The 24,414-nt window shown below is 62.3% G+C and carries 25 protein-coding genes and 1 pseudogene; 2 read left to right on the forward strand and 24 right to left on the reverse strand.

Annotated elements, in window-relative coordinates; all coding sequences use genetic code 11:
• Positions 1–4: 4 nt before the first annotated feature.
• The 15 genes and pseudogenes from ASD00_RS08410 to ASD00_RS08480 all read right to left on the reverse strand — a co-directional run.
• Positions 5–873 (reverse strand): annotated as a pseudogene (locus tag ASD00_RS08410) (tyrosine-type recombinase/integrase); the annotation flags it as partial.
• A gap of 198 nt (positions 874–1,071) precedes the next feature.
• Complete coding sequence (locus tag ASD00_RS08415; protein ID WP_057206170.1) at positions 1,072–1,581, reverse strand: GrpB family protein; 510 nt, start codon at positions 1,579–1,581, stop codon at positions 1,072–1,074.
• Positions 1,582–1,688: 107 nt separating this feature from the next.
• A complete protein-coding gene (locus ASD00_RS08420; protein WP_057206172.1) occupies positions 1,689–2,447 on the reverse strand; it encodes an alpha/beta fold hydrolase in 759 nt (252 codons plus the stop codon).
• A 443-nt stretch (positions 2,448–2,890) separates the two neighbouring features.
• Positions 2,891–3,604 (reverse strand): DNA helicase, encoded by a 714-nt coding sequence (locus tag ASD00_RS08425; RefSeq protein ID WP_057206019.1) that lies wholly within the window; start codon positions 3,602–3,604, stop codon positions 2,891–2,893.
• Positions 3,605–4,082: 478 nt separating this feature from the next.
• Entirely contained in the window at positions 4,083–4,403 is a 321-nt protein-coding gene (locus ASD00_RS08435) for a LysR substrate-binding domain-containing protein (RefSeq protein ID WP_244496028.1), read from the reverse strand.
• A gap of 149 nt (positions 4,404–4,552) precedes the next feature.
• Positions 4,553–4,720 (reverse strand): hypothetical protein, encoded by a 168-nt coding sequence (locus ASD00_RS39850; protein ID WP_156585501.1) that lies wholly within the window; start codon positions 4,718–4,720, stop codon positions 4,553–4,555.
• A 24-nt stretch (positions 4,721–4,744) separates the two neighbouring features.
• On the reverse strand, positions 4,745–4,960 hold the full coding sequence (locus tag ASD00_RS08440; RefSeq protein WP_038578024.1) for a hypothetical protein: 216 nt from the start codon (positions 4,958–4,960) through the stop codon (positions 4,745–4,747).
• 75 nt (positions 4,961–5,035) lie between these two features.
• Positions 5,036–5,785, reverse strand: coding sequence for a helix-turn-helix domain-containing protein (locus ASD00_RS08445; RefSeq protein ID WP_057206023.1), 750 nt, complete (start codon positions 5,783–5,785; stop codon positions 5,036–5,038).
• Between the two features lie 33 nt (positions 5,786–5,818).
• Positions 5,819–6,196 carry a hypothetical protein gene (locus tag ASD00_RS08450; RefSeq protein WP_057206025.1) on the reverse strand — a complete coding sequence of 126 codons (378 nt, stop codon included), beginning with the start codon at positions 6,194–6,196 and terminating at the stop codon, positions 5,819–5,821.
• Between the two features lie 131 nt (positions 6,197–6,327).
• Positions 6,328–7,833, reverse strand: a complete 1,506-nt coding sequence (locus ASD00_RS08455; protein WP_025429897.1) for a tripartite tricarboxylate transporter permease — start codon at positions 7,831–7,833, stop codon at positions 6,328–6,330.
• Positions 7,834–7,843: 10 nt separating this feature from the next.
• Positions 7,844–8,305, reverse strand: coding sequence for a tripartite tricarboxylate transporter TctB family protein (locus ASD00_RS08460; protein WP_025429898.1), 462 nt, complete (start codon positions 8,303–8,305; stop codon positions 7,844–7,846).
• Positions 8,306–8,544: 239 nt separating this feature from the next.
• Complete coding sequence (locus ASD00_RS08465; RefSeq protein WP_025429899.1) at positions 8,545–9,522, reverse strand: tripartite tricarboxylate transporter substrate-binding protein; 978 nt, start codon at positions 9,520–9,522, stop codon at positions 8,545–8,547.
• A 255-nt stretch (positions 9,523–9,777) separates the two neighbouring features.
• Positions 9,778–10,521 carry a pseudouridine synthase gene (locus tag ASD00_RS08470; RefSeq protein WP_081788994.1) on the reverse strand — a complete coding sequence of 248 codons (744 nt, stop codon included), beginning with the start codon at positions 10,519–10,521 and terminating at the stop codon, positions 9,778–9,780.
• A 110-nt stretch (positions 10,522–10,631) separates the two neighbouring features.
• Entirely contained in the window at positions 10,632–12,194 is a 1,563-nt protein-coding gene (locus ASD00_RS08475; protein WP_057206027.1) for a D-aminopeptidase, read from the reverse strand.
• Between the two features lie 145 nt (positions 12,195–12,339).
• The gene (locus tag ASD00_RS08480; RefSeq protein ID WP_057206029.1) at positions 12,340–14,058 is read right to left on the reverse strand and encodes an ABC transporter ATP-binding protein; all 1,719 of its coding nucleotides are present in this window, start codon (positions 14,056–14,058) and stop codon (positions 12,340–12,342) included.
• A 234-nt stretch (positions 14,059–14,292) separates the two neighbouring features.
• Between ASD00_RS08480 and ASD00_RS08485 the strand changes: the two genes are divergently transcribed.
• Entirely contained in the window at positions 14,293–14,592 is a 300-nt protein-coding gene (locus tag ASD00_RS08485; RefSeq protein ID WP_025429903.1) for a DUF6074 family protein, read from the forward strand.
• Positions 14,593–14,674: 82 nt separating this feature from the next.
• Here ASD00_RS08485 and ASD00_RS08490 read toward each other — a convergent pair whose 3' ends face one another.
• The 3 genes from ASD00_RS08490 to ASD00_RS08500 are packed head-to-tail and all read right to left on the reverse strand — an operon-like array spanning position 14,675 to position 16,913.
• A complete protein-coding gene (locus tag ASD00_RS08490; protein WP_057206031.1) occupies positions 14,675–15,175 on the reverse strand; it encodes a DUF1097 domain-containing protein in 501 nt (166 codons plus the stop codon).
• A 48-nt stretch (positions 15,176–15,223) separates the two neighbouring features.
• The gene (locus tag ASD00_RS08495) at positions 15,224–16,120 is read right to left on the reverse strand and encodes an SDR family oxidoreductase (protein WP_057206033.1); all 897 of its coding nucleotides are present in this window, start codon (positions 16,118–16,120) and stop codon (positions 15,224–15,226) included.
• 52 nt (positions 16,121–16,172) lie between these two features.
• Positions 16,173–16,913, reverse strand: coding sequence for an SDR family oxidoreductase (locus tag ASD00_RS08500; protein ID WP_025429906.1), 741 nt, complete (start codon positions 16,911–16,913; stop codon positions 16,173–16,175).
• Between the two features lie 114 nt (positions 16,914–17,027).
• Between ASD00_RS08500 and ASD00_RS08505 the strand changes: the two genes are divergently transcribed.
• Positions 17,028–17,924 carry a LysR family transcriptional regulator gene (locus ASD00_RS08505; protein ID WP_025429907.1) on the forward strand — a complete coding sequence of 299 codons (897 nt, stop codon included), beginning with the start codon at positions 17,028–17,030 and terminating at the stop codon, positions 17,922–17,924.
• A gap of 6 nt (positions 17,925–17,930) precedes the next feature.
• Here ASD00_RS08505 and ASD00_RS08510 read toward each other — a convergent pair whose 3' ends face one another.
• The 6 genes from ASD00_RS08510 to ASD00_RS08535 form a co-directional block, all read right to left on the reverse strand.
• Positions 17,931–19,151 (reverse strand): adenylate/guanylate cyclase domain-containing protein, encoded by a 1,221-nt coding sequence (locus ASD00_RS08510; RefSeq protein WP_057206035.1) that lies wholly within the window; start codon positions 19,149–19,151, stop codon positions 17,931–17,933.
• 91 nt (positions 19,152–19,242) lie between these two features.
• Entirely contained in the window at positions 19,243–20,145 is a 903-nt protein-coding gene (locus ASD00_RS08515) for an AraC family transcriptional regulator (protein ID WP_025429909.1), read from the reverse strand.
• A gap of 118 nt (positions 20,146–20,263) precedes the next feature.
• Positions 20,264–20,509, reverse strand: a complete 246-nt coding sequence (locus ASD00_RS08520; protein WP_025429910.1) for an Atu4866 domain-containing protein — start codon at positions 20,507–20,509, stop codon at positions 20,264–20,266.
• A gap of 112 nt (positions 20,510–20,621) precedes the next feature.
• Positions 20,622–21,356, reverse strand: a complete 735-nt coding sequence (locus tag ASD00_RS08525; RefSeq protein ID WP_057206037.1) for an SDR family oxidoreductase — start codon at positions 21,354–21,356, stop codon at positions 20,622–20,624.
• Between the two features lie 166 nt (positions 21,357–21,522).
• A complete protein-coding gene (locus ASD00_RS08530) occupies positions 21,523–23,583 on the reverse strand; it encodes a pyridoxamine 5'-phosphate oxidase family protein (protein WP_057206039.1) in 2,061 nt (686 codons plus the stop codon).
• A 59-nt stretch (positions 23,584–23,642) separates the two neighbouring features.
• A complete protein-coding gene (locus ASD00_RS08535; RefSeq protein WP_057206041.1) occupies positions 23,643–24,254 on the reverse strand; it encodes a glutathione S-transferase in 612 nt (203 codons plus the stop codon).
• Positions 24,255–24,414: the final 160 nt, after the last annotated feature.

The raw sequence follows: 24,414 nt of genomic DNA on the forward strand, positions 1-24,414 counted from the left end.
TGTNCTGATCCGGTCGAGCGGGCTCATCACGGCGCGGATGGTCTTGGTGGCGACGCGGGCATAGAGCGCGGTCGTATCAAGTTTGGCATGGCCGAGCAGGACCTGGATGACGCGGATGTCGACGTCCTGCTCCAGCAGATGCGTGGCGAAGCTGTGGCGCAGCGTGTGCGGCGTCACCCGCTTCTTGATCTTGGCGGCTTGCGCGGCGGTATGGACGACGCGGTTCATCTGCCGCGTGGAGAGTGGCGTGATCGGGTTGCGGCCCGGAAACAGCCAGCCCTGCGGCAGCATTACGCCGCGGCGCTTGCCTTCGCGCCACCAAGCCCGCAGCAACTCGAGCAGTTGCGGCGACAGCATGGCGTGGCGATCCTTGCGCCCCTTGCCCTGTTCGACGCGGATCAGCATGCGTGTCGAGTCGATATCGGTCACCTTGAGCGCCACGATCTCCGACACCCGCAATCCGGCGCCATAGGCCGTGCCGAGGGCAGCCTTGTACTTCGGCCCCGGTGCGGCGTCGAGCAGCCGTACTACCTCCGCGACGCTCAGAACCAGCGGCAGCCTGCGTGGTTGATGGATCACGGTCAGGCGGCGCGAGAGATCGGGCCGGTCGATCGTCACAGTGAAGAAGAAGCGCAGCGCCGAGACTGAGCTGTTGATGCTCGCTGCCTGCATGCCCACCCGGGTCTGGTGCAACTGGAACCGGCGCAGATCCTCAGCCGTCGCCATGTCGGGGGAGCGGCCGATGAAGGCGGCAAACGCCTTCACACAACGGATGTAGTCACGGCGCGTGGCCTCGGTGAAGCCGCGCATGGACATGTCTTCGATCATGCGCTCACGAAGCGCGCTACCGGATGGATTAGGAACGACGGTCATCGGATGCTCCTCTCAAGCTGAAGGTTGACCCCTTCATGCTCGGAGGACTCCGGCCGTTCGTCACCCCTGGTCCGATCAAAGCCTCGCCGATACCGTCAACGAGGCACACGCCTCAGCCCGCGCCCCTCCCGCGCGAGCGGGTTCGTTCTTTGGCGCGAAACTGCCGGGCATCGCTGTTCCGCTATCGGCCCATTGCGCTCATTGCGCCTTCGGTGGAGGGCCTATAACAGCATCGATAAAAGGGGCTTTTCGAGCTAAGTATTCCCCAATACCGTGCTCGTTCGTAGATTCCAACGCTAACTTCAGGTTCTGATATCCTTGCCGCAGGTCGGCATCCTGCCTGAGCATGTCGCGGAAGAGTAGCATCCTGGAAATCTGCCAATGCCCAGCAAGGCAAACATGGACCTTATGGGTTCGGACGCCCTCAACATCGCGACGATAAAAGTGGTGTCCGTCCGAGAGGTTCGTTCCTCGGATATATCCGAAGGATGCCATTGCCTGATCGATTCCGGCTTCATCTCCGTGATCAGAGACCACAACTAACAGATCGATTTCTGGCTTCGCGGCAAGGCCCGGAACTGCCGTGCTTCCAACATGATGAATCTCAACCGCCTTAGTGCCGAACACTCCTTCAAGGCGAGCCTGTTCAGCATCGAACATGTTAGGCCATCGACAATCGTACTCGGAAATCTTGCTAGTCAACGCCATCACGCCCTCCATCAGCGAATTTGTCACAAGCCTAACGCACGTGGGCGCAGGTTCAATGACCGCAAATGGCGCTTTCGCTTCATGACGACAGTCGGCCCTAATCGCCCCTAGTGGCGTGTTGGACCGCCATCGAACGCTCTCTTTAGGAATGGGCGAAGGGCTGCCCGCGAATCTTCGCGCGGAATGCGATGCCCACATTCGAACACATTGAGGGCAACCGGAACTCCAGCATCGGACAGGGCCTCAGAGAATGCCTCAGCCTGCGCGACAGGAGCACGGTCGTCGTGCCTGCCGTGTAGGAGCAAAATCTCCGATCGGATTTTATGAGCGTGGTGGAGAGCAGAGCGAGCCATAAAGGCTTCGGAAGATAGACCCGCCTCCCTTTCGATTGCCTGTCTTATACCCCGCGAACTATTCTCGAGCGCCGCTTTGAGATCGTAAATGCCGCTGGACAAAACGATGGCCCGCAAATCAGCAACCTGGGCGGCGACCATCGCCGCAGCAACCGCGCCACGACTATTGCCGTAGAGCACGATCCGGTCCGGATCGACGCAAGGCTGCTCCCTTAAATAGGATAATGCGGCTATGATCGCTTGCTGAGTGTCCGGACCGCAGAAATCGGCGGGGCCGTCTGAAGCGCCAAAACCGGGTTGTGAGACGGCAGCCGACGTGATGCCTAGGCCCGACGAAAACCGAAGCAGTGCTCCGCTATCTGCAAACTCTTTCCCACCGAGGAGAAGGCCACCCTGATTGCCATGGACAAACAGAATGGCTCCTGCAGGCGCGGCGCTGGTGGGCTGAGCCTGGAATAACTCAACTGCAGCTCCGCCACCTCGCTTCACGACATGTCGCGTCACTGTCGTCATGTCCATCACCAAATTGAGTGAGCCATCGACGATAGGGGGTGCGTTGAGCTTGTCAATGTCCGGGATTGGCACGAAGCTGCCGAGGGCGGTCGTCCGCAGTCGGGCCAATGCGGACTTATCTTGAATGTTGGAATTTTGAGATGTAACTTCCGTCGCGGGTCGCCTGTCCAAACCTGCTGCCGGGTTGAAGGGCCGCTAAATATCTACTCGACGACCATGTTCATCAACGTCGAAGCGTAATCGGCAGACTTCGACTAGGAGCATCGGATCGTCTTATGCTGAACCCTCAGGTTAGGTTCTCGCCTTCGAACAGGCCGTTTTGAAACGTAGAAGGCCAATAGCGGCGAATTCTGAGTAGCAGCGCAAGCCTCCGTCTGCTGTTGGCGCGAATGAGCGGACTTTAGAGGAGACATGCCGCGACCTTATCTGGTCGCGGCATGCAATCAGGCGACGTCTTGTAGCTGCGCTTCGCCGTTGTGAAGGAAGCATGCCTTGTTGAAAAGGCCTAGATCGACAAAGTTTGGAAGACGAATATCGCGAATGTCGGGAAGGCGTTTGCTTTCGGTATCAAACGACCTGTCGATCTGCGAAATGAACACCAGAACAACACCGGATCGTCGCGCGAAATCTCCGAGGGTCTGTACCTGTTCGGAAAGAACAGGCTTGCTCCGCTGCTGATCGAGTAACTGAAGATAGTCGATTACAGCGACTGTTCCCGGCTCCGATCCCGACATGTACTGGATGATGTAGTCCGCACTGATTTCATCAGCGGTAACAACCTGCACTCCATCGGCAACACTGCCACCATCCCCTTCTAGTGTTCTGAGGTGCCTCCTGGCCTGTTGCTCTGTGAATTCTAATGTGAACAACGACGCCCCGCGATCATCTCGGGCTGCATCAATCAGAAGCTGAAGACCGAGCGTGGTCTTGCCATGCCCAGGACGACCCGCGAGTAGCAGCAGGTCGCCCTTATCCAGGCGCGACAGTATCGTTTCGGAAAGCGTCGCGGAAGACATCCGAGACGACAGCAGGCTCCACTTTGCAAACCCCTCTTCTCGGGCGATCTGGTCTAATGCTTCGTTCAGGGAAAAATTGTTATTGCGTGCCATCAACTTGGCCCGACGTTTAAGTTGAAATATCGGTGCAGAAAGCTTCATCAGAGACCTCCATTGCGAGCCGAAACGCAACCCCTCCTAATGCGATGCTCGAACAGATGGTTCGATGATTTAGCCTCACCCTACATGTGCGATGCTTTCCCGAAAGGAGGGGGGAGGCTTGGGTCGAGCCTGCAGCTTAGAACCTAGCGAGTTGCGTGATTCGCGGCAAGCGATCACGACCGCTAAGGGCTGAAAGCAGAAATATGAGTTAGCTCTTAAAGATGCTGGACAGTCGACTCTGCTACTCGTTGTACTTAGTTCTTTTTGACCCGATCAGCGGCGGTAATAGCGTCGACATCAAAGAGCATGAGATGAGAACCATCCGGGTCGCGGCCGCTCAGACTGCCGTAGGCCCGAGCTATGCGCCTATAACGCGAGCAAGCGCGCCGCTGTCCCCAACGAGAACGCCACAGCCATATGAACAGATCGCTGCATTCATTGATGGCGGCATGACCGCGATCCTGTGATGATGAACAACCTAATGAGCAGCGCGACTGCGGCCGATACCGCGGGCTGTCTCTATGAATGCTCGGAGCTTCGGCGCAAGTTCCGCCCGGCGCGGATAATAGAGGAAGAGACCAGCTTCCTCTATCGCATAATCGGTCAGGACCTGAACTAGCCTGCCTGCCGCGATGTCAACCTGCACGAGCGGCTCGAATACGTAAGCCAAACCAACACCGGCCAGCGCCAGTTCGATCGCTGAATGGGACTCGGTCACGATCGATTGGCCACGTACCGCCACCGAGACATCGCGGCCGTTCTCGGTGAACTCCCACTGATAGATGCCGCCCGAGCGCATGAGCCGGTAGCCGATGCAGTTTTGAGATCGATGAAGTGGCCGAATTGCTTAAGACCACTCATATGCTAGTGAGAGTCGCGCTAAAAGATCTCGAAGCTGAGGGAGGAAGGCATCGCCGCCCTCGCGGCTGTCGCCAAGGCGGAGACAATTTATCGCTTCGCCGTGGCGTCCGTTGCGGATGCATGCGCATGAGCCGAAAGTACGGTCTCGATGATCACGCCCGCCAGGTGCGTGTCGAGCAGCGAATTCCACGCCCCCGGCGCGCCGAATTGGTCGCAATCCACGATGATGTCGCGTGTCTTTCTCGCAACAGCCACAGGCTCTCATGCGATCGGCGCCCGCTAGCCTGTGGTGATCAGGATCAGGAGTACGAAGACCGTCGGCACCAACGCGAGCGCCGGAATGATGATGGCAGGATAACCGAAGGCAATGATCGCCAGCAGCCAGATCAGCATACAGTTGATGAGGAACAGCACCTTGGCGGTGCCGGAGCCGTGCGCCGCTTCCTTGAGCATCCAGCCGAACACCGGCACGTGATAGACCATTTTCGCAATCATTGTTTTCAAGCCTTTCTTTCGGGGCGGGCGCGAAGCCCGCTGTGATCTTTTGGAATAGCTGGTTTTGCGCGAGTGTCAGTCTCTGCGCACCAGCCCTGCCATCGTCCGCAAGTGCAGTTCTTCGAGGATGCGCACCGTCTTCGGGTGGCTGAAGTCGATCAGGCCGTCGCGCTTGAAACGGTTGAGGCAGCGGCTGACGGTCTCGACCGTCAGGCCCAGCCAGTCAGCCAGGTCGGCACGCGAGAGATAGAGGTTGAAGCTGAACCGGGCGGCGCTTCCGGCGCGACCGCGCCATGCGAACTGGTCGGCAAGATCGATGAGCGCCGTGGCAACCTTCTCCGTCGCTGTCTTACGTCCGAGCAGGGTTGCGTGTGCCTGCATCCGGTGCAGCGTCGCCTTAAGTTCGGCGGCGACAGCCGGCCCGTGGTCGCCGTCTTCGACCTGGCTGGCGGCGAGCGTCTCTATCCGGGCGAAGGTCAATGTTTCGGCGGTGGCGATATTGCGGCCGTCATGGGTGAAGCCGAAGAGCCGTCCCGGGCCGAGTACGTCAGTGATCTGGCGACGGCCGTCGTCGAGCAATTGCGACAGCGCGACACAGCCGTCGACGACGCGATAGAGATGGCGGTTTCGCCCTCCCTGGAAGAGCAGAGTGGCGTGCTCTCCTACCAGTCGCTGCCGGTTGGGGGAGAGCTTGGTCGTCGAAAAGGCCGCCGTTGGCGGGGGCGGAAGTGTTGTTTCCGCGAAAGTGATCGTATCGGGCATGGTGGCGATCCGTCTTGCGATCTCGTCGGCATCGTCGCTGAGCGACGCGTCGGAGATCGACATCAGCGTTCAGTCACGATCGGTCGTGACAGGGGCTCAGGCGTGGGAGCTCGATGCTGGCGGCCCGCGTGGGCTGGCATTGGGCGGGAGCTGTGACCTCGCGGATGCAATCGGCTGTTCCGGCGGCAGCACCGTCTCGGACTTGCGCACGATGGTGCGCGCGGCATCGGCCGGTGCGGGCAAGTGAGCCCAGAAGATGCGACAGGCGCCGCAGAAGTGGCTGTGGGAGAGTTGTTTGCCGTTGCCGTCGTCGTCGGCGGCTGTGGGCAGGCAGAGGTCGGGCAGTGAGCCGTCGGGCAGCGCGAACTGTGCCCGCTCCGTCGCGGAAAGCGCCGTTGCCCCTGCGGGCGCCTGGTGCGCGAAGCCGAGAAGCAGCACGGCCATCGCGCAAAACATGCGCATGACCTGCTGCATTCTGATCCTCGTGCGAGGCTTCATTCGGTTTGCCTATCCCTGTGCCAATCTGATGGCTCAGGGATAGGCGACGTTATTGACAAACCTCAATGTGGCAAACCGCGCAGGGGCAGAATGCCGCATCCCGTCGATCATTCTTCCTCGACGAAAACCTCCTCGCGCTTGGCCTTGACGCTCGGCAGGAACACCACCACCAGCACCATGGCTGCGATCAACAGCAGGATCGCGCTGATCGGCCGCGTGACGAAGGTGGTCGGATCGCCGCGCGACAGGATCATCGCCCGCCGCAGGTTTTCTTCCAGCAACGGACCAAGCACGAAACCGAGCAGCAGCGGAGCCGGTTCGCAGCGCAGCTTCAAGAGCAGGTAGCCGACGAGGCCGAAGAAGGCGACGGCGTAGAGGTCGTAGACGTTGGAGTTGACGCTGTAGACGCCGATCGAGCAGAACGCCATGATGATTGGGAAGAGGACATAATACGGGATCTTCAACAGTCGCACCCACAGCCCGATCAGCGGCAGGTTCAGCACCACCAGCATCAGGTTGCCGATCCACATCGAGGCGATGATGCCCCAGAAGAGCGCCGGCTGTTCTGCTGCAACGTTGGGCCCGGGTACGATGCCCTGGATGATCATCGCGCCGATCATCAGCGCCATGACCGGGTTTGCCGGGATGCCGAGCGTCAAGAGCGGGATGAAAGAGGTCTGGGCACCGGCGTTGTTGGCGCTTTCCGGGCCGGCGACGCCGGCGATGGCGCCGTGGCCGAATTCTTCCGGTCGGTCGGAGACGCGCTTTTCGACGGTATAGGAGGCGAAGGCCGCGAGGATGGCGCCGCCGCCGGGCAGAATGCCCAGCGCCGAGCCGATCGCGGTGCCGCGCAGAACCGGGCCGACCATACGCTTGAAGTCGTCGCGCGTCGGCATCAGGTCCGTGACCTTGGCCATCAGCACTTCGCGCGTGCGCTCGTTTTCGAGGTTGCGCAGGATTTCGGCGATGCCGAAGACGCCGACCGCCAGGGCGACGAAGTTCAGGCCGTCCGAATATTCCCGGATCCCCAGGGTGAAGCGTGGCGTGCCGGTGTAGATGTCGGTGCCGACGAGGCCGAGCAAGAGGCCGAGCGCCACCATCGCCAAGGCCTTGACGATTGATCCGTGTGCCAGCGCGACCGACGACACGAGGCCGACGATCATCAGCGAGAAATATTCTGCCGCGCCGAACTTCAGCGCGATCTCGGTCAGGGGCGGGGCGAAGACCGCGACCAGGAAGGTCGAGACCGTACCGGCGAAGAACGAGCCGAGCGCGGCGATTGCCAGTGCGGCACCGGCGCGGCCCTTGCGGGCCATCTGGTAACCGTCGATCGCGGTGACGGCAGACGAGGATTCTCCCGGCATGTTGATAAGGATCGCCGTGGTCGAGCCGCCGTATTGTGCGCCGTAATAGATGCCGGCGAGCATGATCAGCGAGGAGACCGGCTCCAGCTGAAAGGTGATCGGCAGCAGCATGGCGATGGTCGCCGTTGCCCCGATGCCGGGCAGCACGCCGATCAGCGTGCCGAGCAGAACGCCGATCAGGCAGAAGAGCAGGTTTTCCGGCGAGGCGGCCGTGGTGAATCCGAGTGCAAGATTGCTGAATAGATCCATCATCCCTCTCCTAGTACTGGGTCCAGGGGCCGAAGCGCTGGAAGGGCAAGCCGAGGCCGTAGCTGAAGACCGCGACCGAAAAAGCCGTCAGCGCCAGCGACAGGGCGATGGCGGTCAACGGTTTCATGCGACCGGAGGCAAAGCAGGCAATCAGTGCCGTAAAAAACAGCGACGGCACAAAGCCGAGCCCGCGAACCGTCAGGCCAAAGAAGACCGGCGCCGGCAGGATGAACAACATGCCGCGCACGGCGATAGCCCCGATCGGCTCTCCCTGGACCCGGGTCGACTGGACGAGGATCACGATACCGAGAAGCGTCAGGATGACGGCGAGCACCAGCGGGAAATAGCCCGGGCCCATGCGGAAGGCGGTGCCGAGCTCAAGGTTGAACGCCTGCCAGGCGAAGAACAGCCCGACGGCCGTCAGGAGGCCGCCACAGAGCGCATTGGTGGTGTCGAAGGAGATTGATTTCATCGTGTCCCCATTTGGTTTTTTTTGGCTGAGCGCCGACCGGGAAGGGTCGAACTCAAGCTCGGACTGCCAGTTGCCAGTGACGTCTTGCGGCTGACGATCGGATGACACCTTGAAGTGTAACCGAAGCCGACGGCCGGCGCGATTACCCTCCGGCGATGCCGTATGCCCTGCCTCAGGCGACAAACCCGCCACGATCCGGGCCGCTTTGGCTTAAGGATCGTGGCGGGCAGCGTCTCAATTTAGTCGGCGTACTGGCCGGCGGCTTCGATGACCGGCTTCCAGCGGGTGATTTCGCTTTCAAGCTTAGCCTTCAGCGCTGCCGGGGTGGCATCGGCTTCGCTCGACGGTACCGTGCCGAGTTCGCCGAAGCGGGCAACGACATTCGGGTCCTTCAGTGCCACCTGCAGCGACTTCGACAGCCGCTCGTTGACTTCGGCCGGCGTGCCCTTCGGCGTATAAACACCGTGCCAGATGCCGACCTGCAGCCCCGGAAGGCCGCCTTCCGTTGTCGTCGGCAGGTCCGGGAAGACCTTGAGACGTTCAGGCGAAGTGACGGCATAGGCCTTGATCGTGCCGCCTTGGATCTGCTTGGTGGTGTTGGTGGTCTGGTCGCACATGATGTCGACCTGGCCGCCGAGCAGATCGGTCATCGCCGGACCGGTGCCCTTGTAGGGAACGGTGGTCAGCGGCGTTTCGATGGCGCTCATGAACATCATGCCGCAGAGGTGCGAGGCAGCGCCGATGCCGGCATTGGCAACGGTGACCGTGTCCTTGTTCGCCTTTGCGTATTCGACGAGGCCCTTGAGATCGGTCGGCTCGAGATCCTTGCGCGCGACGATCGTCATCGGCACTTCGGTGACGAGACCGACATACTCGAACGCGTTCAGCGTGTCATAGGCGAGCTTGCGGTAGAGCGTGGCGCTGGTTGCCATGCCGATATGGTGGAGCAGTACCGTGTAGCCATCCGGATCGGCCTGGGCAACGCGACCGGCGCCCAAAGTGCCGCCGGCGCCGCCGACGTTTTCGACGATGATCTGCTGGCCGAGATCCTTCGACATGGATTCGGCGACGAGGCGTGCGACGGTATCCGTCGGGCCGCCGGCCGAGAACGGAACGACCATGGTGATCGAGCGTTCGGGATAGGTCTGCGCATTGGCGGAAGCGGCAAACAGGGACAGCGCGGCAACGGCGCCAAGAAGCGCATTCAGGGTTTTCATCTTTTCCTCCCGGATGAAATATCGACCAGCCGGCAAGGCTCCTCCCATGCCGATTCTGGTTGACCCATTTGCAGAGGCAATCTTAGCACAGACAACGGGTTCGCCGTGCGTTGCCGTGCATTTCTGCCGACGGTTGTCTGGTTTTGGGTGGATTCGGAAACAAGAGGCTCGCTTGGTGGGTGGATTTCCACCCATTGCGGGCGCCGCGGATCACCGCGGTCGTGGCGACGCTGCCCGCGAACGGCCGTTCGGCGGCTATTGCTGTCCCGTACGCTGCCTCAGATACTGCACTTCGTCTGTTGTCAGCGGACGCGTCGCGCCTTTCGCAAGCTTTCCGAGCGCGATGTCGCCGATCGAGACGCGCACGAGCCGCAGCACCTCGAAGCCGAGGACGTCGAGCATGCGGCGGATCTGGCGATTGCGCCCTTCGTGCAGCTCGACCTCGATCCAGCTGTTCTTCTCGCCGCCTCTTAACTGTCCGGCGCGCGCAGCGCGCAAATGCTCGCCGCCCTCGTCGACGCCGTCGACCATCGACCGGAGCTTGGCGTCGCCGATCTCGCCCGGTACCTGGACATGATAGACCTTGCCGAGATGGGTTTCCGGGTCGAGCAGGCGCTGGGCGAGCACGGTGTCGTTGGTGAAGAGCAGCAGGCCCTCGCTCGCCTTGTCCAGCCGACCGACCGGCGAGAGGAACTGTGCATCGCTCTCGCTCAGGCAATCAAAGACGGTCGGGCGCCCCTCCGGGTCGTGCCGTGTCGTCACCAGGCCACGCGGTTTGTTGAGCATCAGGTAGATCTTGTCTTCCGCCAGAACGGCCTTGCCGTCGACGGCGATGCGGTCTTTTTCGATATCGACCCATTGGGCTAGATCGGTGGTCTTGCGGCCGCCGATGCTGACTCGGCCCTCAAGCACCAGCTTTTCCGCCTGCGTCCGCGAGCAGTAGCCAAGCTTGGAAAGGGCACGGGCGATGGTTACGCGCTTGCCGATGTCGCCGGTCATGCGTCCAGTGCCTTCGCCTCGTCCTGCTGCCGGCCGTTTCTGCCTCACTTCGGGTCGTCTCCATCTATCTCTGGCTGCCGGCGCCTGTCGCGAAGCCTCGGAACCGTCGTTCAGTCGACCTTGATATAGTCGATCTGCCGGGCAAGCCAGCATCCGATCGTCAGGCCGGAAACGGCGCCCTGTCCGCTGCGGTGGATCCGTACGGTCCAGTCGCCGGGCGCCGGCGCGTCCATCGAGCGCTTGCAGCTGAGCAGCCAGACATCATCGGCAAACGGCCGCAGCGCATGCATCGCACCCTTGCCGAGCATGCCATTAAAACCGGCAAAGAAGATGCCGTTGGTGGAAACGATTTCGATATCGGCGTCGAGTTCTGCGGAGTGGTAACGACCGGCTATGTCAGGCTTTGCCTTGCCGGCAACCCTCTCGGCCGTCGTCTGCAGGTTCTCGCGCTCACGCTCCATGTGCAGGCCGGTGCCGTTCGGCGTCAACGAAACCGATCCGGAGCGGGCGATAGCGTCCGCTGCGATCTGCAGCGATTCTCCTGCCGTCGCGAAGCGCAGTTCAAGCCGCCCCGATCCCAACGGCCGCGTCGACAGCGCCAGGCCGGTCTCCGGTTCGAGATAGGTGCCGAACTGTTCGCTATTCCAGTCGCCGGCTGCCGCCTCGGCATCGCGGTGACCGAGCGCGACCTTCATCAGTGCCGTCGCCGCGGCATGGGCGTCGGCCTCGTGGTTGAACATCACGACGATCGAGAGGCGCTCACTGGCCGCATGAAGGCGATGGCTGCGGAAGCCGCGCAAGGCGCCGCCATGGCCGGTGATCGCGACGTCGCCGATCCGTTCGTGGGCAAGGCCGAAGCCGTAAGTTGCTGCCCGCCCGTCCGCATAGGTCTGCGGCGCGGAAAGCCTGCGGTAGAGGCCGGCTTCGTCGTCACGCGTACGATCGATGAAGCGCTCCCAGGCGAGCATGTCGTCAAGCGTCGCCGAAATACCGGCATCCCCCGCCCAGTAGATCCGGTTGGTCGCCTCGAAATAGCCTGTGGTCTCATTGCCCTCGTAGCCGATCACGCCGTTCGGCGAGATACTGGTATCGGGGGTGAGGGCGGCCGTGGTCATGCCGGCCGGACCGAAAGTGCTGCGGTCGTAGAGCTCGGACAACGATCGACCCGAAAAATCTTCGATGAGGTCGGCCAGGATACGGTAGTTGCCGTTCGAATAGGAATAGCGCGTGCCGGGCTCGAAATGCGTCGAGCGGGCGCGCGACAGCAGCGGCCGGGCGTGCTCACGGCGGAAGACGCCGTCGGCCATGGCGCCCTGCAGCACCGTCAGGGCCCAGTAGTCGCGCAGGCCAGACTGGTTGTGGCAGAGATGCGCCACGCTCGGACGTTTGCCTTCGATCAGCGGCAGGTAGGCATCGAGTGCGCCATCGAGCTTGGCGGGATCGCCCACCGTGTCGAGCAACACCGCGCAGGTGAACTGTTTGCTGATCGAGCAGATCGGCAGCAGCGTGCCTGCCGTCATCGGCTTGCGCGCCGTAAGATCGGCATAGCCCCAGACGTGCTTGAGGATGACCTCGCCGTCCCTGGCGACACCGACGACGCCGCCGGGCCCCCTGTATTGCTGCGGCAAGGCGAGGACGGCTCGTTCGAGGGCGGGAAGATCCAGGGTGGTCATGGTGCGCAATGCCAGTCGGTGGGGCCAGTCGGTAGGCCCAGTCGATGGGGCCAGTCGGTCGGGAAGGAAACCTGCCGCCCGGACGGGCGGATCGGCTTCGTACCTACCGCTCCGTCAACGCAAGTGCAACCGCGCTGCGCCGGCCTCAACGCAATCCGGCCTGGGCGTGATAAAGCCGGCTATAGGTGCCCTTGGCGGCGAGCAGCGTGTCGTGTGGTCCTTGTTCGCTGATGCCGTTCGTGTCGACGACGATGATGCGGTCGGCATCGCGGATCGTCGCCAGGCGGTGGGCGATGACCAGTGTGGTTCGACCTTTGGAAAGGTCGGCAAGCGATTGCTGGATCGCCTTTTCGGTTTCCGTGTCGAGCGCCGATGTCGCTTCGTCGAGGATCAGGATTGACGGGTTCTTCAGGAACATCCGGGCGATTGCCAGGCGCTGCTTCTGACCGCCGGATAGCTTGACGCCGCGCTCCCCGATGACCGTGTCCATGCCGTCGGGCAGAGCCGCGATCATGCCGTCGAGTTTGGCCCGGCGAGCGGCATCGAGGATATCGGCTTCGCTTGCGCCCAGACGTCCATAGGCGATGTTGTCGCGGATTGTGCCGGCGAACAGGAAAACATCCTGCTGCACGATGCCGATCTGTCCGCGAAGAGAGGCGAGCTTGATGTCACGAATGTCGACGCCGTCGACGGTGATGCTGCCTTCGGCGACCTCGTAGAACCGCGGCAGCAGCGAGCAGATCGTCGTCTTGCCGGCGCCCGAGGGGCCGACAAAGGCCACGGTTTCTCCGGCTTTGATCGTCAGGTCGATGTTGGCGATGGTCGGCTTGTCGGGGCTGTAGCCGAATGAGACGTTGCGATAGGTGATGTCGCCGCGCAGGCCGGACACGTCGACGGCGCCCGGACGATCCTCGATGTCAGGCTCGGTCTCCATCAGCTCGATGAAGCGTTTGAAGCCGGCGATGCCCTTGGGATAGGTCTCGATGACCGAGTTGATCTTCTCAACCGGGCGGAAGAAGACGCCGACCAAAAGCAGGAAGCCGATAAAGCCGCCATTGCTCAATTGTCCGGTCAGCACGAAGTAGCTGCCGGTAATCATTACGATCAACTGCGTCAGCCGCATGCTCATGTAGCTGAGCGAGGTGCTGGCGGCCATGATGCGGTAGGCCTCGAGCTTCGTTTGGCGGTAGTTCTGATTGTCGGTCTCGAACAGGTTGCGCTCGTGCTCTTCGTTGACGAAGGCCTGGACCACGCGGATGCCGCCGACATTTTCCTCGATGCGGGCGTTGAAGTCGCCGACGCGGCCATAAAGGTTGCGGAAGTTGCTGGCCATCCGGCCGCCGTAGCGGCTGGTGACCCAGGCGGTGATCGGCACGACCGCCGCCGTGATCAGCGCCAATTGCCAATGCACCGTCATCATCAAAAGCAACGCGCCGATGAAGGTCATGATCGCGATGAAAAGGTCTTCGGGGCCGTGATGAGCGACTTCGCCGATCTCTTCGAGGTCCTTCGTCAGGCGCCCGACGAGATGCCCGGTCTTCTGGTTGTCGAAGAAACTGAAGGAAAGCTTCTGCAGATGATCGAAAGCCATGCGGCGCATATCGGTTTCGATGTTGATGCCGAGCATGTGTCCCCAATAGGTGACCGTCGCCATCAAGCCGGTATTGACGAGATAGACGACGAGAAGACCGACGGAGGCGAGCAGGATCAGTGTCCATTCCTGGCTCGGCAGCAGCTGGTCGACGAACAGCTTGACCGCGACCGGAAAGCCGAGCTCCAGCAGGCCGGACAACACCGCGCAGGTGAAGTCGAGAATGAAGAGGCCGCCATAGGGCCGGTAGAACGCGAAGAAGCGCTTCAACATGACAACCGCACTCACATGGGCAGCCGCTTGGGAACGGCCGTAAAATCTGAGTTCAAATGTCATGTTTCTACCCGGAAGCCAACAGATATGCGACCGAAAAAGCGAATTGATGCTGTCACAAAGCGCACCAACCCGGGCATGTAATCCCCGGATGAGACGGAACGTGGGAAAGGGAAGAAAACGTTAACCATAAGCTCCGTAGAAGAGGGAATCAGCAGGGGAGCGAATGAAGCAATGGCAGGCGATAGATCAGATGAAGCGGCGGTGTTTGGCGGACGTGATGTCGTCCCGTTTCCGATGGCAAGAAGACTGAGCACCATTCGCATCTGTGCTGCCGAACTCGAAGACCTCCATGGTGACGACGCCGTGCAATATTGGCGGCGGGAATGCCGGGCACTTGCCGACGAGTTGCTTGCGCTCGGCTGCTCCGATGCGGAAATGCGTGAGCAGGTCATGGCATTTCAGGCCGAGGTACAGGCCGAACTCTGGCAGCGCCACCAGTCCCGGCTTTCCGCTGGTGCGGTAAGCCAGTAATTCGAACGGACGGTTCGACCTTTCGTATTGATCGCTCGGCCAGCAAGGGAAAGCCCCGGCGCTTGCGCCGGAGCCGTGGTGGTCAGCGCCCGATGGCCCCCTGCAGACGATGCGCCGCCCATGCGGCCGCGCAGCCGAGGCCGGCGACACCAGCCAGTTCGCAAAACGCGAGCCATCCGGGCTCCAGATGCGCCGCGAAGAATGTGATCAGGCCAAGAAAATAGGCAGGCACGTTGTTGACTGGGGCGGTTGCCCGTAAGGACACCACAATCATCGCGACGACAAAGACGACCGGCCCGAAGGCCAGCGCCCCCATTGCAGGCATCAAAGCCCGGAGCGCGAGGGCCGCAGCCATGCCGATGGCGATGCCGACGGCAAGGCAGATGTAGCTGGTCAATGCCTCACGTGCCGTGTGACCGCGGGTAAAGAACGCGACCCACCCCATGAACATCGCCCAGACGGGCCAGCCGACGCTTGCCGAAGTCGTGGCAGCGACGGCGGCCGTGGTTGCCGCCACGAGCGTCAGCAGATTGAATTTCCAGGCGGAGGGCGCTCGGCCGGTTGGTTCTGTTTGCGCGGTCATGACATATCCTCGAAATGGGTTGAATGGGCGGTTGTCTGACGGACGGGGTCAGGCTTGGGTCTTTTCGATCGACAGCAGGTCGGCGATGCCGATGCGCCGGGCGAAGTCGATGCGCATGCGTTCGGCGACCTCGATCACTTCCGCAGCACCGTCTCCGACGAAATCGATGACCGATCGCGCGGGGCGCGATCCCTCCGGCAGGCCGACGATGCGCACGACTTCGTCGGCAACGGCCCGTGGATCGGCATCATCCGGCGTCAACTCGCTCAGGCGCTCGCCGACCTGGTCCAGGAGACCGTCATAGCGGGCGTAGGCCGCGACCGTTTCCTCGTCCGCTGGGCGCCCGGCGGTCGGGAAATGATTGGTCCCGCGGGTAAAGGCGCCGGGCACGACGATCGAGGTCTCGATGCCGAAACGCGTCAGTTCGTAGGACATGGTAACGGCAAGGGAATCCATCGCCGCCTTGGCAGCTGCATAGGGTCCGAGGAAGGGCGGGAAACCGCCTTTGGTGGTGGTGCTGCTGATCCACAGGACAAGCCCTTGTTCACGCTTGCGCATTTCCGGCAGCACGGCGCGGTTGACCCGCTGCACGCCGAAGAGGTTGGTATCGAAGACCTTGGCCAGTTCCTCCGGCGTGAACGCCTCGGTCGGGCCGATGACGAGGTGACCGACATTGTGCATGACGACGTCGATGCCGCCCTGTTCGGCGATGATCGTCGCAACGGCGGCGTCCGCGGAGGGCTGTGACAACACATCGAGTTCGAGCGGGCGCAGATCGTATCCGCCGCGCTCGGCGGCGGCGCGCATCTCCAAGGCGCGGTCGCTGTTACGGCCGTCGATGCCGCGCATCGAGGCGTAGACGGTATGTCCGGCGCGGGCAAGTGCTTCGGCGGAAAGCCTGCCGATGCCGGAGCCGGCCCCGGTAACAAGAATGACGGAAGACATGGTTCTGCTCCTTCGTTCGAAAAGGGGATATGAGTGGGGATGGGCGCGGATGTCAGGCAACGCCGCCGTTGGCGCGCAGGATCTGACCGTTGACCCAGCCGGCATCGGGACCGACAAGGAAGGCGACGACACTGGCGATGTCGTCCGGCTGACCGAGCCGCTCAAGCGGCGGCATCTTGGCAAACTGGGCGACAAGCTCTTCGCTCTTGCCCGACAGAAACAGATCGGTCGCAATCGGGCCTGGCGCCACGGCGTTGACGGTGATGTCGCGGCCGCGAAGCTCCTTGGCAAAAACGTGTGTTAGCGCTTCAACTGCGGCCTTGGTGGCGTTGTAGACCGCATAGCCCGGCAGGTTGAGGGCGAGGGTCGTCGAGGAGAAGTTGACGATGCGGCCACCGCTGCGCATGCGTTTTGAGGCTTCGCGCAGGGTGTTGAAGGTGCCCTTGGTGTTGATGGCGAAGTGACGGTCGAATTCCTCGTCGCTGGTTTCGGCAAGAGCGGCGGTCTTCAGGACGCCAGCGTTGTTGATCAGTATGTCGATGCCGCCGAACGCAGCCTCGGTTGCGTCGAACAGGCGCTTCACCGCTTCCGGATCGGCAACATCGGCCCTGGCGGTTAGGGCGCGGCCACCCTTCTCCTCAATCTTTCGTGCCAGCTTCTCGGCGGAAGCGGCGTCACCGGCATAGTTGATGACGACCGTGAGACCGTCGGCGGCCAGGCGTTCGGCAATCGCCGCACCGATGCCGCGCGAGGCGCCGGTAACGATGGCGACCCTGTTGGTGTGTTCCTGCATGATGTTTCTCCTTCGTTGTGAAGCGCTTGGCTTGTTGGTGAGGAGAAGATGACGTCTTTCGTGACTCGGATAATCATGCATAATCCGGCAACATAATCCGGAGATTACGAACAAATGGACAGGTTCGATGCCATGCGCGTGTTCTCGCGCGTCGTTGAAAGGCGCAGTTTCACGCAAGCCGCTGATGATCTTGGCCTGCCGCGCTCGACGGTGACCGATGCGGTCAAGCAGTTGGAAGCACGACTGGGTGTTCGCCTGCTGCAGCGCACGACGCGCCATGTCAGTCCGACATTGGACGGTGCTGCCTATCACCAGCGCTGCATCTCCATTCTCGACGATATCGAAGATGCAGAAGGCGCCTTTGCCGGCGCCAGGCCCAAAGGCCTGCTTCGCATCGACGTGCATGGAACGCTGGCACGCCACTTCGTGCTGCCGAGCCTGCCCGCCTTTCTCGCGACCTATCCTGAGATCGAGCTCTACATGAGCGAGGGCGACCGTCTGGTCGATCTCATTCGGGAAGGCATCGATTGTGTGCTGCGGGTCGGCGAGCCGCAGGACAGTGATATGATCGGGCGGCGCATGACGATGCTCGATGAGATCACCTGCGCGTCACCCGACTATATCGCCCGCCACGGCAGGCCCGAAAGGTTCGATAGCCTGGATGGGCATCGCATGGTCGGCTTTCGTTCGTCGACTTCAGGCGCTCCGATACCGCTCGAATTCCAGGTTGGGGGCAAGGTCGAACATGTCGCACTGCCGGTGACGGTCGCGGTCAATGCGGCCGAAAGCTTCGTTGCTGCCGCAAGGCTGGGGCTGGGGCTCATTCAGGTGCCGCGTTACCATGTCGAGCGAGATCTCCACGAGGGTACGCTGGTCGAGGTGCTTGAAAACTGCCGTCCGACGCCGACGCCGGTTTTCCTGCTCTATCCGCGCAACCGCCAGCTTTCGCCGCGCGTGCGCGTCTTCATCGACTGGCTGGCTGGCGTGTTCGCCAAGGGTCGCGATCGATAATGTGCATCAATCCGTCGGCAGTTCCGGATCCCAGGTGAACAGTTCCTTTGCCCGGGCAATGCCCCGCAGGGCAAAACGTCCGAGCGAAACAGCGTCTGCCTGAAGCTCAGGCGGACAGGCCTCGACGAAATCCGCCGACATGATCACCTGTCGTTCGACCGAGCGGCACATCGAGGCGATACGGCTGACTTCGTTGACCGCGGGGCCGACGACGGTGAAGTCGAGACGGTTCTGGCTGCCGATATTGCCGTAGAAGACCTCGCCGATGTGCAGGCCGAGATAGACGTCGGTTGTCGGCTTTCCCTCCTCTTGCCGGCGCGCATTCAGCGCCACCAGCATGCGCCGCAATTGCCGCTCGGCGGCGGTCGCGTTGGCGCAGGCAGTCGTTGGCTCGTCGGCATTGAAGATGGCAAGCACGCCGTCGCCGATCAGCTTGAGCACGCTGCCGCCGTGATCGTGGATGGCTGAGATGACCATCCCCGCATAGTCGTTGAGGAAGGGAATGATGTCTTCCGGGGCGGCTGTGTCGGAGATCCGGGTGTAGTTGCGCAGGTCCGAAAACCACATGACGGTTTCGATGCGCTCGGCCTCGCCGCGCACGATGCTGCCTTCGACCACGCGCCGGCCGGCATCGGCGCCGAGATAGACATCGGCGAGTGTGCTGATGATCCGGACGCAGGACGTGGTCTTTACCGCCAGCGCAAGGGTCGGCAGGAGAATGCGAAGGGCGGCGATTTCTTCTTCGGCAAAGCCGCTTTGCCGGCGTGTGGTCCAGTAGGAATAGAAGCAATCCATCTCGCCGACGCGGCCCTGGTCGGTGAAGTGATGGATCATGTTGATGCAATCGGTGTGGCCTTCCGCCTTCAGGCGGTCGAGCACATGATATTGCACCGAGCGCTCGTCTGCGAGGCGCACGCGCCGCTCCGGCTCGCACGCCGTCAGCATGTGGTAGAAGATCGAGCGATGCCAATTCGCCTGCGCTTCTCCGCCGGTGGTCGAGGAATATTGCACGACCTCCGGCGCCACGTCGCTTTCGCGGTTCCACTGGAAGGCGCGGCCCTCGAATTCCGGATGCAACGTGTCGATCAGCCCCTGGCCACGGGCAATGTCCATGCCCGCGGCAATGCAGCGCTCGCAGAAGCCGGCAAGCATCTCGGGTTCTTGGAGGCCCTTGAGGCCCTCTTCCGACAGCCAGAGGATGATGTCGCGGATCTGTTGGTCGTTCATAACGGGTCCCGCTCTGGAGCTGCCGGTGGCTTGGCGCAGTCTGCGTTATCAATAGCCAAAGTGCCGGCGCGGTTCCAGCACCTGAAGCGATTCAGGCCTCAAGCAGATAGGAAGGTGCAGCCCGCAGCCGCGCGATGTCGCGTAGCGGCGGCGCACCGAAAAGTCGGGCGTATTCGCGCGAAAACTGCGAAGGACTGTCGTAGCCCACATGATGCCCGGCCGTGGCCGCGTCGATCGCCTGGCTGAGGATCAATCGTCGAGCCTCCTGCAGCCGGAGCTGCTTTTGATATTGCAGCGGGCTCATCGCCGTCACCGCCTTGAAATGCTGATGAAAGGACGAGAGGCTCATATTGGCTTTTGCTGCCAGATCTTCGATGCGCAGCGGCTTGCGGAAGTCGCGTTTGATGAGGTCGATCGCGCGGTTGACCTGGGTCAGCTTGCTCTCGGAGCGGGCGATCTGGCGCAGTCGGTGACCCTGCTCACCCATCAGCAGACGGTAGAGGATCTCGCGTTCCGCCAGCGGCGCCAGCACGGCGATTTCCTCCGGCCGGTCGAGCAGGCGCAGCAGCCGGACGATCGCGTCGAGCAGCTCGGCGGTGGTGTCGCTGAGGAACAGCCCGGGTCCGGGCACGCCGCCATCGATCGGCGAGTGGCCAGCCTCGAGCACCAATGCGCTCAGCATCGTCGGGTCGAGGTCGAGGCGCAGGCAGAGATAGGGTTTTTCCGGTGACGCGTCGATGACCTGGCCGATGACCGGCAGGTCGACGGAAACGGTGAGATACCGGTTTGGATCGTAGGTGTGGACCGTCTCGCCCAGCATCACCTGCTTGGATCCTTGCGCGATGAAGCAGACGGCGGGTTCATGTAACGTATGGATCGGCTCGGTTGGGCTCGACGATCGGATCAGGATGAGGCGCGGTATCGCCGTCGACAGCACGCCGTCGATGCCGCTGTTGCGCTCCATCAGGTACTGGAATTCGTCGAGATCGCCCAAGGACGTTTTCCTTTGTGCGGGATTGGCGTCCGGCAGAGGCTGACCTTTTCCGGGCGCAAGTTCAACGGGATAATTGGTGCGGCAGCGGCGGATGCCGCCAGCCGCCGCTCTCTTTGGCCTAATCTTCCCGGCGCAGGATCATGCCGGCATGATAGAGCACGCCGTCGACAAAATCGCCGTCGGCGGTAAAGCCGGTATCGTCGACATAGTCGATATGATTGCCGGTCACCCAGTAACGGCCCTGATAGGCGCTCTGCCGTTTGCCGCGCGCTTCGTCATAGCGGCCGTCAGGCAGCAGGTGGTGACGGATGCGGCCGTCTTCGGTAACCCACATGCCGACATAGGGATGCGGCGCCTGTTGCATGGTTTTCTCCTATGCGGATGGCGGATCTGGCGACAGGGCGGAAAGGACAAGGCCCAATGCCACCGATGTTCGAGAAGTGCGGTTCATCTGCGGGCGCTCCACTTGTACCTGATTAGTGCGGGCTTGCCGTCGGGCGCACGATGATTTCGCTGACATCGACATCTGAGGGCTGTTCGATGGCATAGGCGATTGCCCGGGCAATTGCGGTGGCCGGGATGGCGATGCGCCGGAAGTCGCGCATGGCGCCGCGGGCAGTCTCGTCAGAGATGCTGTCGGCCAGTTCCGATTCGGTGACGCCGGGCGAGACCACGCTGACGCGGATGCGATCGGTTTCCTGGCGAAGGCCATCGGAAATCGCCCGGACGGCGAACTTCGTGGCGCAATAGACGGCGGCGGTCGGCGAGACGGCGTGACCGCCGATCGACGACAGGTTGACGATCTGGCCGTTGCCCTGCTCGGTCATCACGGGCAGGCTGGCGGCGATGCCATTCAGCACGCCGCGGATGTTGACATCGATCATCCGGTTCCACTCGTTGACCTTGAGGGCCGAAAGTGGCGACAGCGGCATGACGCCGGCATTGTTGACGATGACGTCAAGCCGTCCGAACTCGGAAACGGCATGGGCTACGAAGGCCTGCATATTGGCAAGGTCGGTGACATCCAGCGCCTTGAAGCTGGCGGTGCCGCCGGCGGCGCGGATTTCGCCGGCAAGGGTTTCCAGACGATCGGTGCGGCGGGCGCCAAGAATGACGCGGGCACCGGCGGCGGCCAGATATCGGGCGGCCGCCTCGCCAATGCCGCTGCTGGCGCCGGTGATGGCGACGACTTTTCCTTGAAGCTCGGACATGCTTGGTTCCTTTCGCGATGGGCCGGGGCGTCCCCGGTTCTGAAAGTCACCATGCGCTCTCCGGTCGATGGAGCGGTAGAACAGCACTCCGGCATTCTTGCACGATTCTCCGAATGGCCCGCCGCTACGGTCCTGACCCGTCGTCGGGCGCCCCGGTGCCGCGGGTCTAGACGGCCAACTGGAGCGCCTGCCCGTCATTTTCCGCCGGAACGGCGCAGCAGATCAATGCCTCGCCTTGGCCGACCTCGAAGGACGGTTGCTGGGGATAGGCGACCTCGCCTTCCAGAACCCGCGTGCTGCAACTGCCGCAACTGCCGTTGCGGCAACCATATTCGGGCGAAAGGCCGCGGGCTTCGGCCAGCTCGAGCAGGGTACCTTCGCCCGGTTGCCAACGGGCTTCCTTGCCGGAGTCGGTAAAAATCACGCGGACCGACGTGTTGGCAGGCGGCTTCGACACCGTCGGCAATCCTGCGTCGAGGTTGCGGGTCAGCGACGACAGGCCGAATGTCTCCGCATGGATACGGGCGTCGGCGACGTTCAACGCACGCAGTCCGTCATAGAGCGATTGCATGAAAGCCCGCGGGCCGCAGAGATAGAAGTCGTAGTCGTCGAAGGGCAGGGTGGATTGCAGCAACGGGATGTCGATGCGCCCGGCTGTGTCGTAATCCTCGCCCTTGCGTGCGCCATCCGTTTGGCTGAACACGCGCGTCAGGCGGATTTTGCCTTGGCCGGCATCGACGAGGGAGGCGATCTCCTGGTTGAAGGCGCGTTCATCGAGACTGCGGGCGGATTGGAACAGCCATGTCGGGCGGATACGCCGGTTGCGTAGCCCGTCGTAGAGGATGTGGCGCAACATCGCGATCATCGGGGTGATGCCGACACCGGCGGCAAGCAGCACGGCCGGCCGGCGTTCGGTCGGGTCGATCACGAAACTGCCAGCCGGTGCGCGCGTCTCGATGACATCGCCGGGGCCGAGGCCATGGAGGAGGGAGGAGACGGTGCCGTCGCGCTTGACGCTGATGCGGTAGGCAGCGTCTGAGGGGGCGGCCGAAAGCGTGTAGCTTCGGACGATCGGCTTGCCTTCCGTCTTGAGCCGGATCGACAGATGCTGACCGGCCCGGAACGGTGCTAGACCCGCGTCATCGGCCGGTTCCAGGTAAAGCGAGCGGATGGTCGCACTCTCATCCTCTGTCCGCACGATCCGAAATGGCCGCCATTCTCCGGCGCGGGCAGTGGCGTGCAGGCGATCTTTCGTCTGCTGCCAATCGCCTGTCATCAGCGAATTGGGCGACCAGCCTGCTTGTTCGAAAGACCAGCGAAGCGGCGAACCATCAGGCCGATAGACCACTTGCCGCGGTCGAAAACGCCAAAGGCGTTCGGCGCCCTGGAATGCGTCGATTTCGGGCGAGGTGAGGATCACCTCAGCTTCACCTGTCATCTGCAGCATGTCACCGGTCGCAAAATCGACGAAGAGCAGGCCCGCCCTGGGGTTGAGCATGAAATTGCCCAGCGTGTTGAAGAACTTGTTGCCGGCGAAATCGGGGATCGTCAGCACGTCATCCTCGCCGACGCGGACAAAGCCGGTCTTGCCGCCGCGATGCGAGACGTCCACCTGGCGCAAGCCATTGTCGCGGTCGACATAGGAGGCGACGAAGAACGCATCGGCGTTGGTGATGATTTCTTTCGCGCGCGCATCGAGACCGTCGAGGTGAACGGGGGGCGCCTTTGGTGGAGCGTTCGGTTCCCGCGTGAATGAAAAATCCCGCAACTGGATATATTGCGGACAGTTGCCGAAGCTCTGGCCGACGGCGACAACAAAGCGATCGTCCGCTGTCCGTCGGATGGTGCCGTTCAACCGATTCCGGCGCCGCGTTTCCAACTGGATGCCGAGCACGGCAATGGCGGCGCCATCCTCCATGCCCCCGTCGGCCGGGTCGTTTCGGTCGCGTGGCAGCTGGACATTGAGGGCATGTGCGTCCGGCGCCTGCATGAAGCCCGGTTCACCCGCCCGCAGGCTTGCCCAGACATCGCCGGCGGGATCGACGGCTCCAAGCACGATGAAGGGCAACATCGGAAAAAACTGCTGGTGCTGCTCGGGCATGAAGGAACGAACGAAATTGCGGCCCGGCGCGTCCATGCGGTCGACAACGCCGAGGCTGCGTTGAATGGCAAGTTCGCCCTCATGCCAGGGGGACGCGGCGTGGGTCGGCTCGATCTTCTCCAGCATCGGTGGCTTCCTTTCTGATGAGAAAGGCCAGGGCGGAGCAGTCCGCCCTGGCAGGACAATCATGCGGCAAGGCCCGCTGCGGTTTTCTGGAAGCCGACGAAACCGGGCAGGGCTTCGATCCGCCCCAGCCAGTTGCGCACGTTGGCATAGTTGCCGAGGTCGACATTTCCTTCGGGCGCGCTGGAGACATAGCTGTAAAGCGCGACGTCGGCGATGGTCGGCCGGCTGCCCAAAAGGAAATCACGCTCAGTGAGTTCTGCGTCGAGCAGTTCCAGGATGCGATGCGCTCGGGAGATCACCTCTTCGGGGCGAAGGTTTGCGCCGAAGAGTGTGACGAGCCGTGCGGCGGCCGGTCCGTAGGCGATCTCGCCGGCGGCGACCGAAAGCCATTTTTGCACTTTCGCCGCACCGACGGCGTCTTCCGGCAGCCAGTCGGTGCGACCGAGCTTCTTGGCGAGATAAACGAGGATGGCGTTGGAATCCGTCACGATGGTGCCGTCGTCGTCGAGCACAGGGACCTGACCGAAGGCGTTGAGCTTGAGGAAATCCGGCGCCTTGTGCGCCCTTGCCATCAGGTCGACATCGACGAGTTCGTGCGGCGCGCCAAGCAGAGCCAGAAAGAGCTGAGCGCGATGCGAGTGGCCCGAAAGCGGGTGGCGGTAGAGTTTCATGGTCATGTTCCCTTTGGTAGCGGCGTCCGTCGATCTGGAGCGTCGGCGGATGCATGATGCGGTCACTCGGCAGCGTCTGGCGATTGCGAAAGCCGGATCATTGCAGCTCGTTCGGCGCTTCCGGGCAGTTCGGAATGAACTGCCTTCTTCAGCAATCTAT

The sequence above is a fragment of the Ensifer sp. Root31 genome (genome assembly GCF_001424825.1).
In the GTDB taxonomy this organism is placed as follows: Bacteria; Pseudomonadota; Alphaproteobacteria; order Rhizobiales; family Rhizobiaceae; genus Ensifer; species Ensifer canadensis.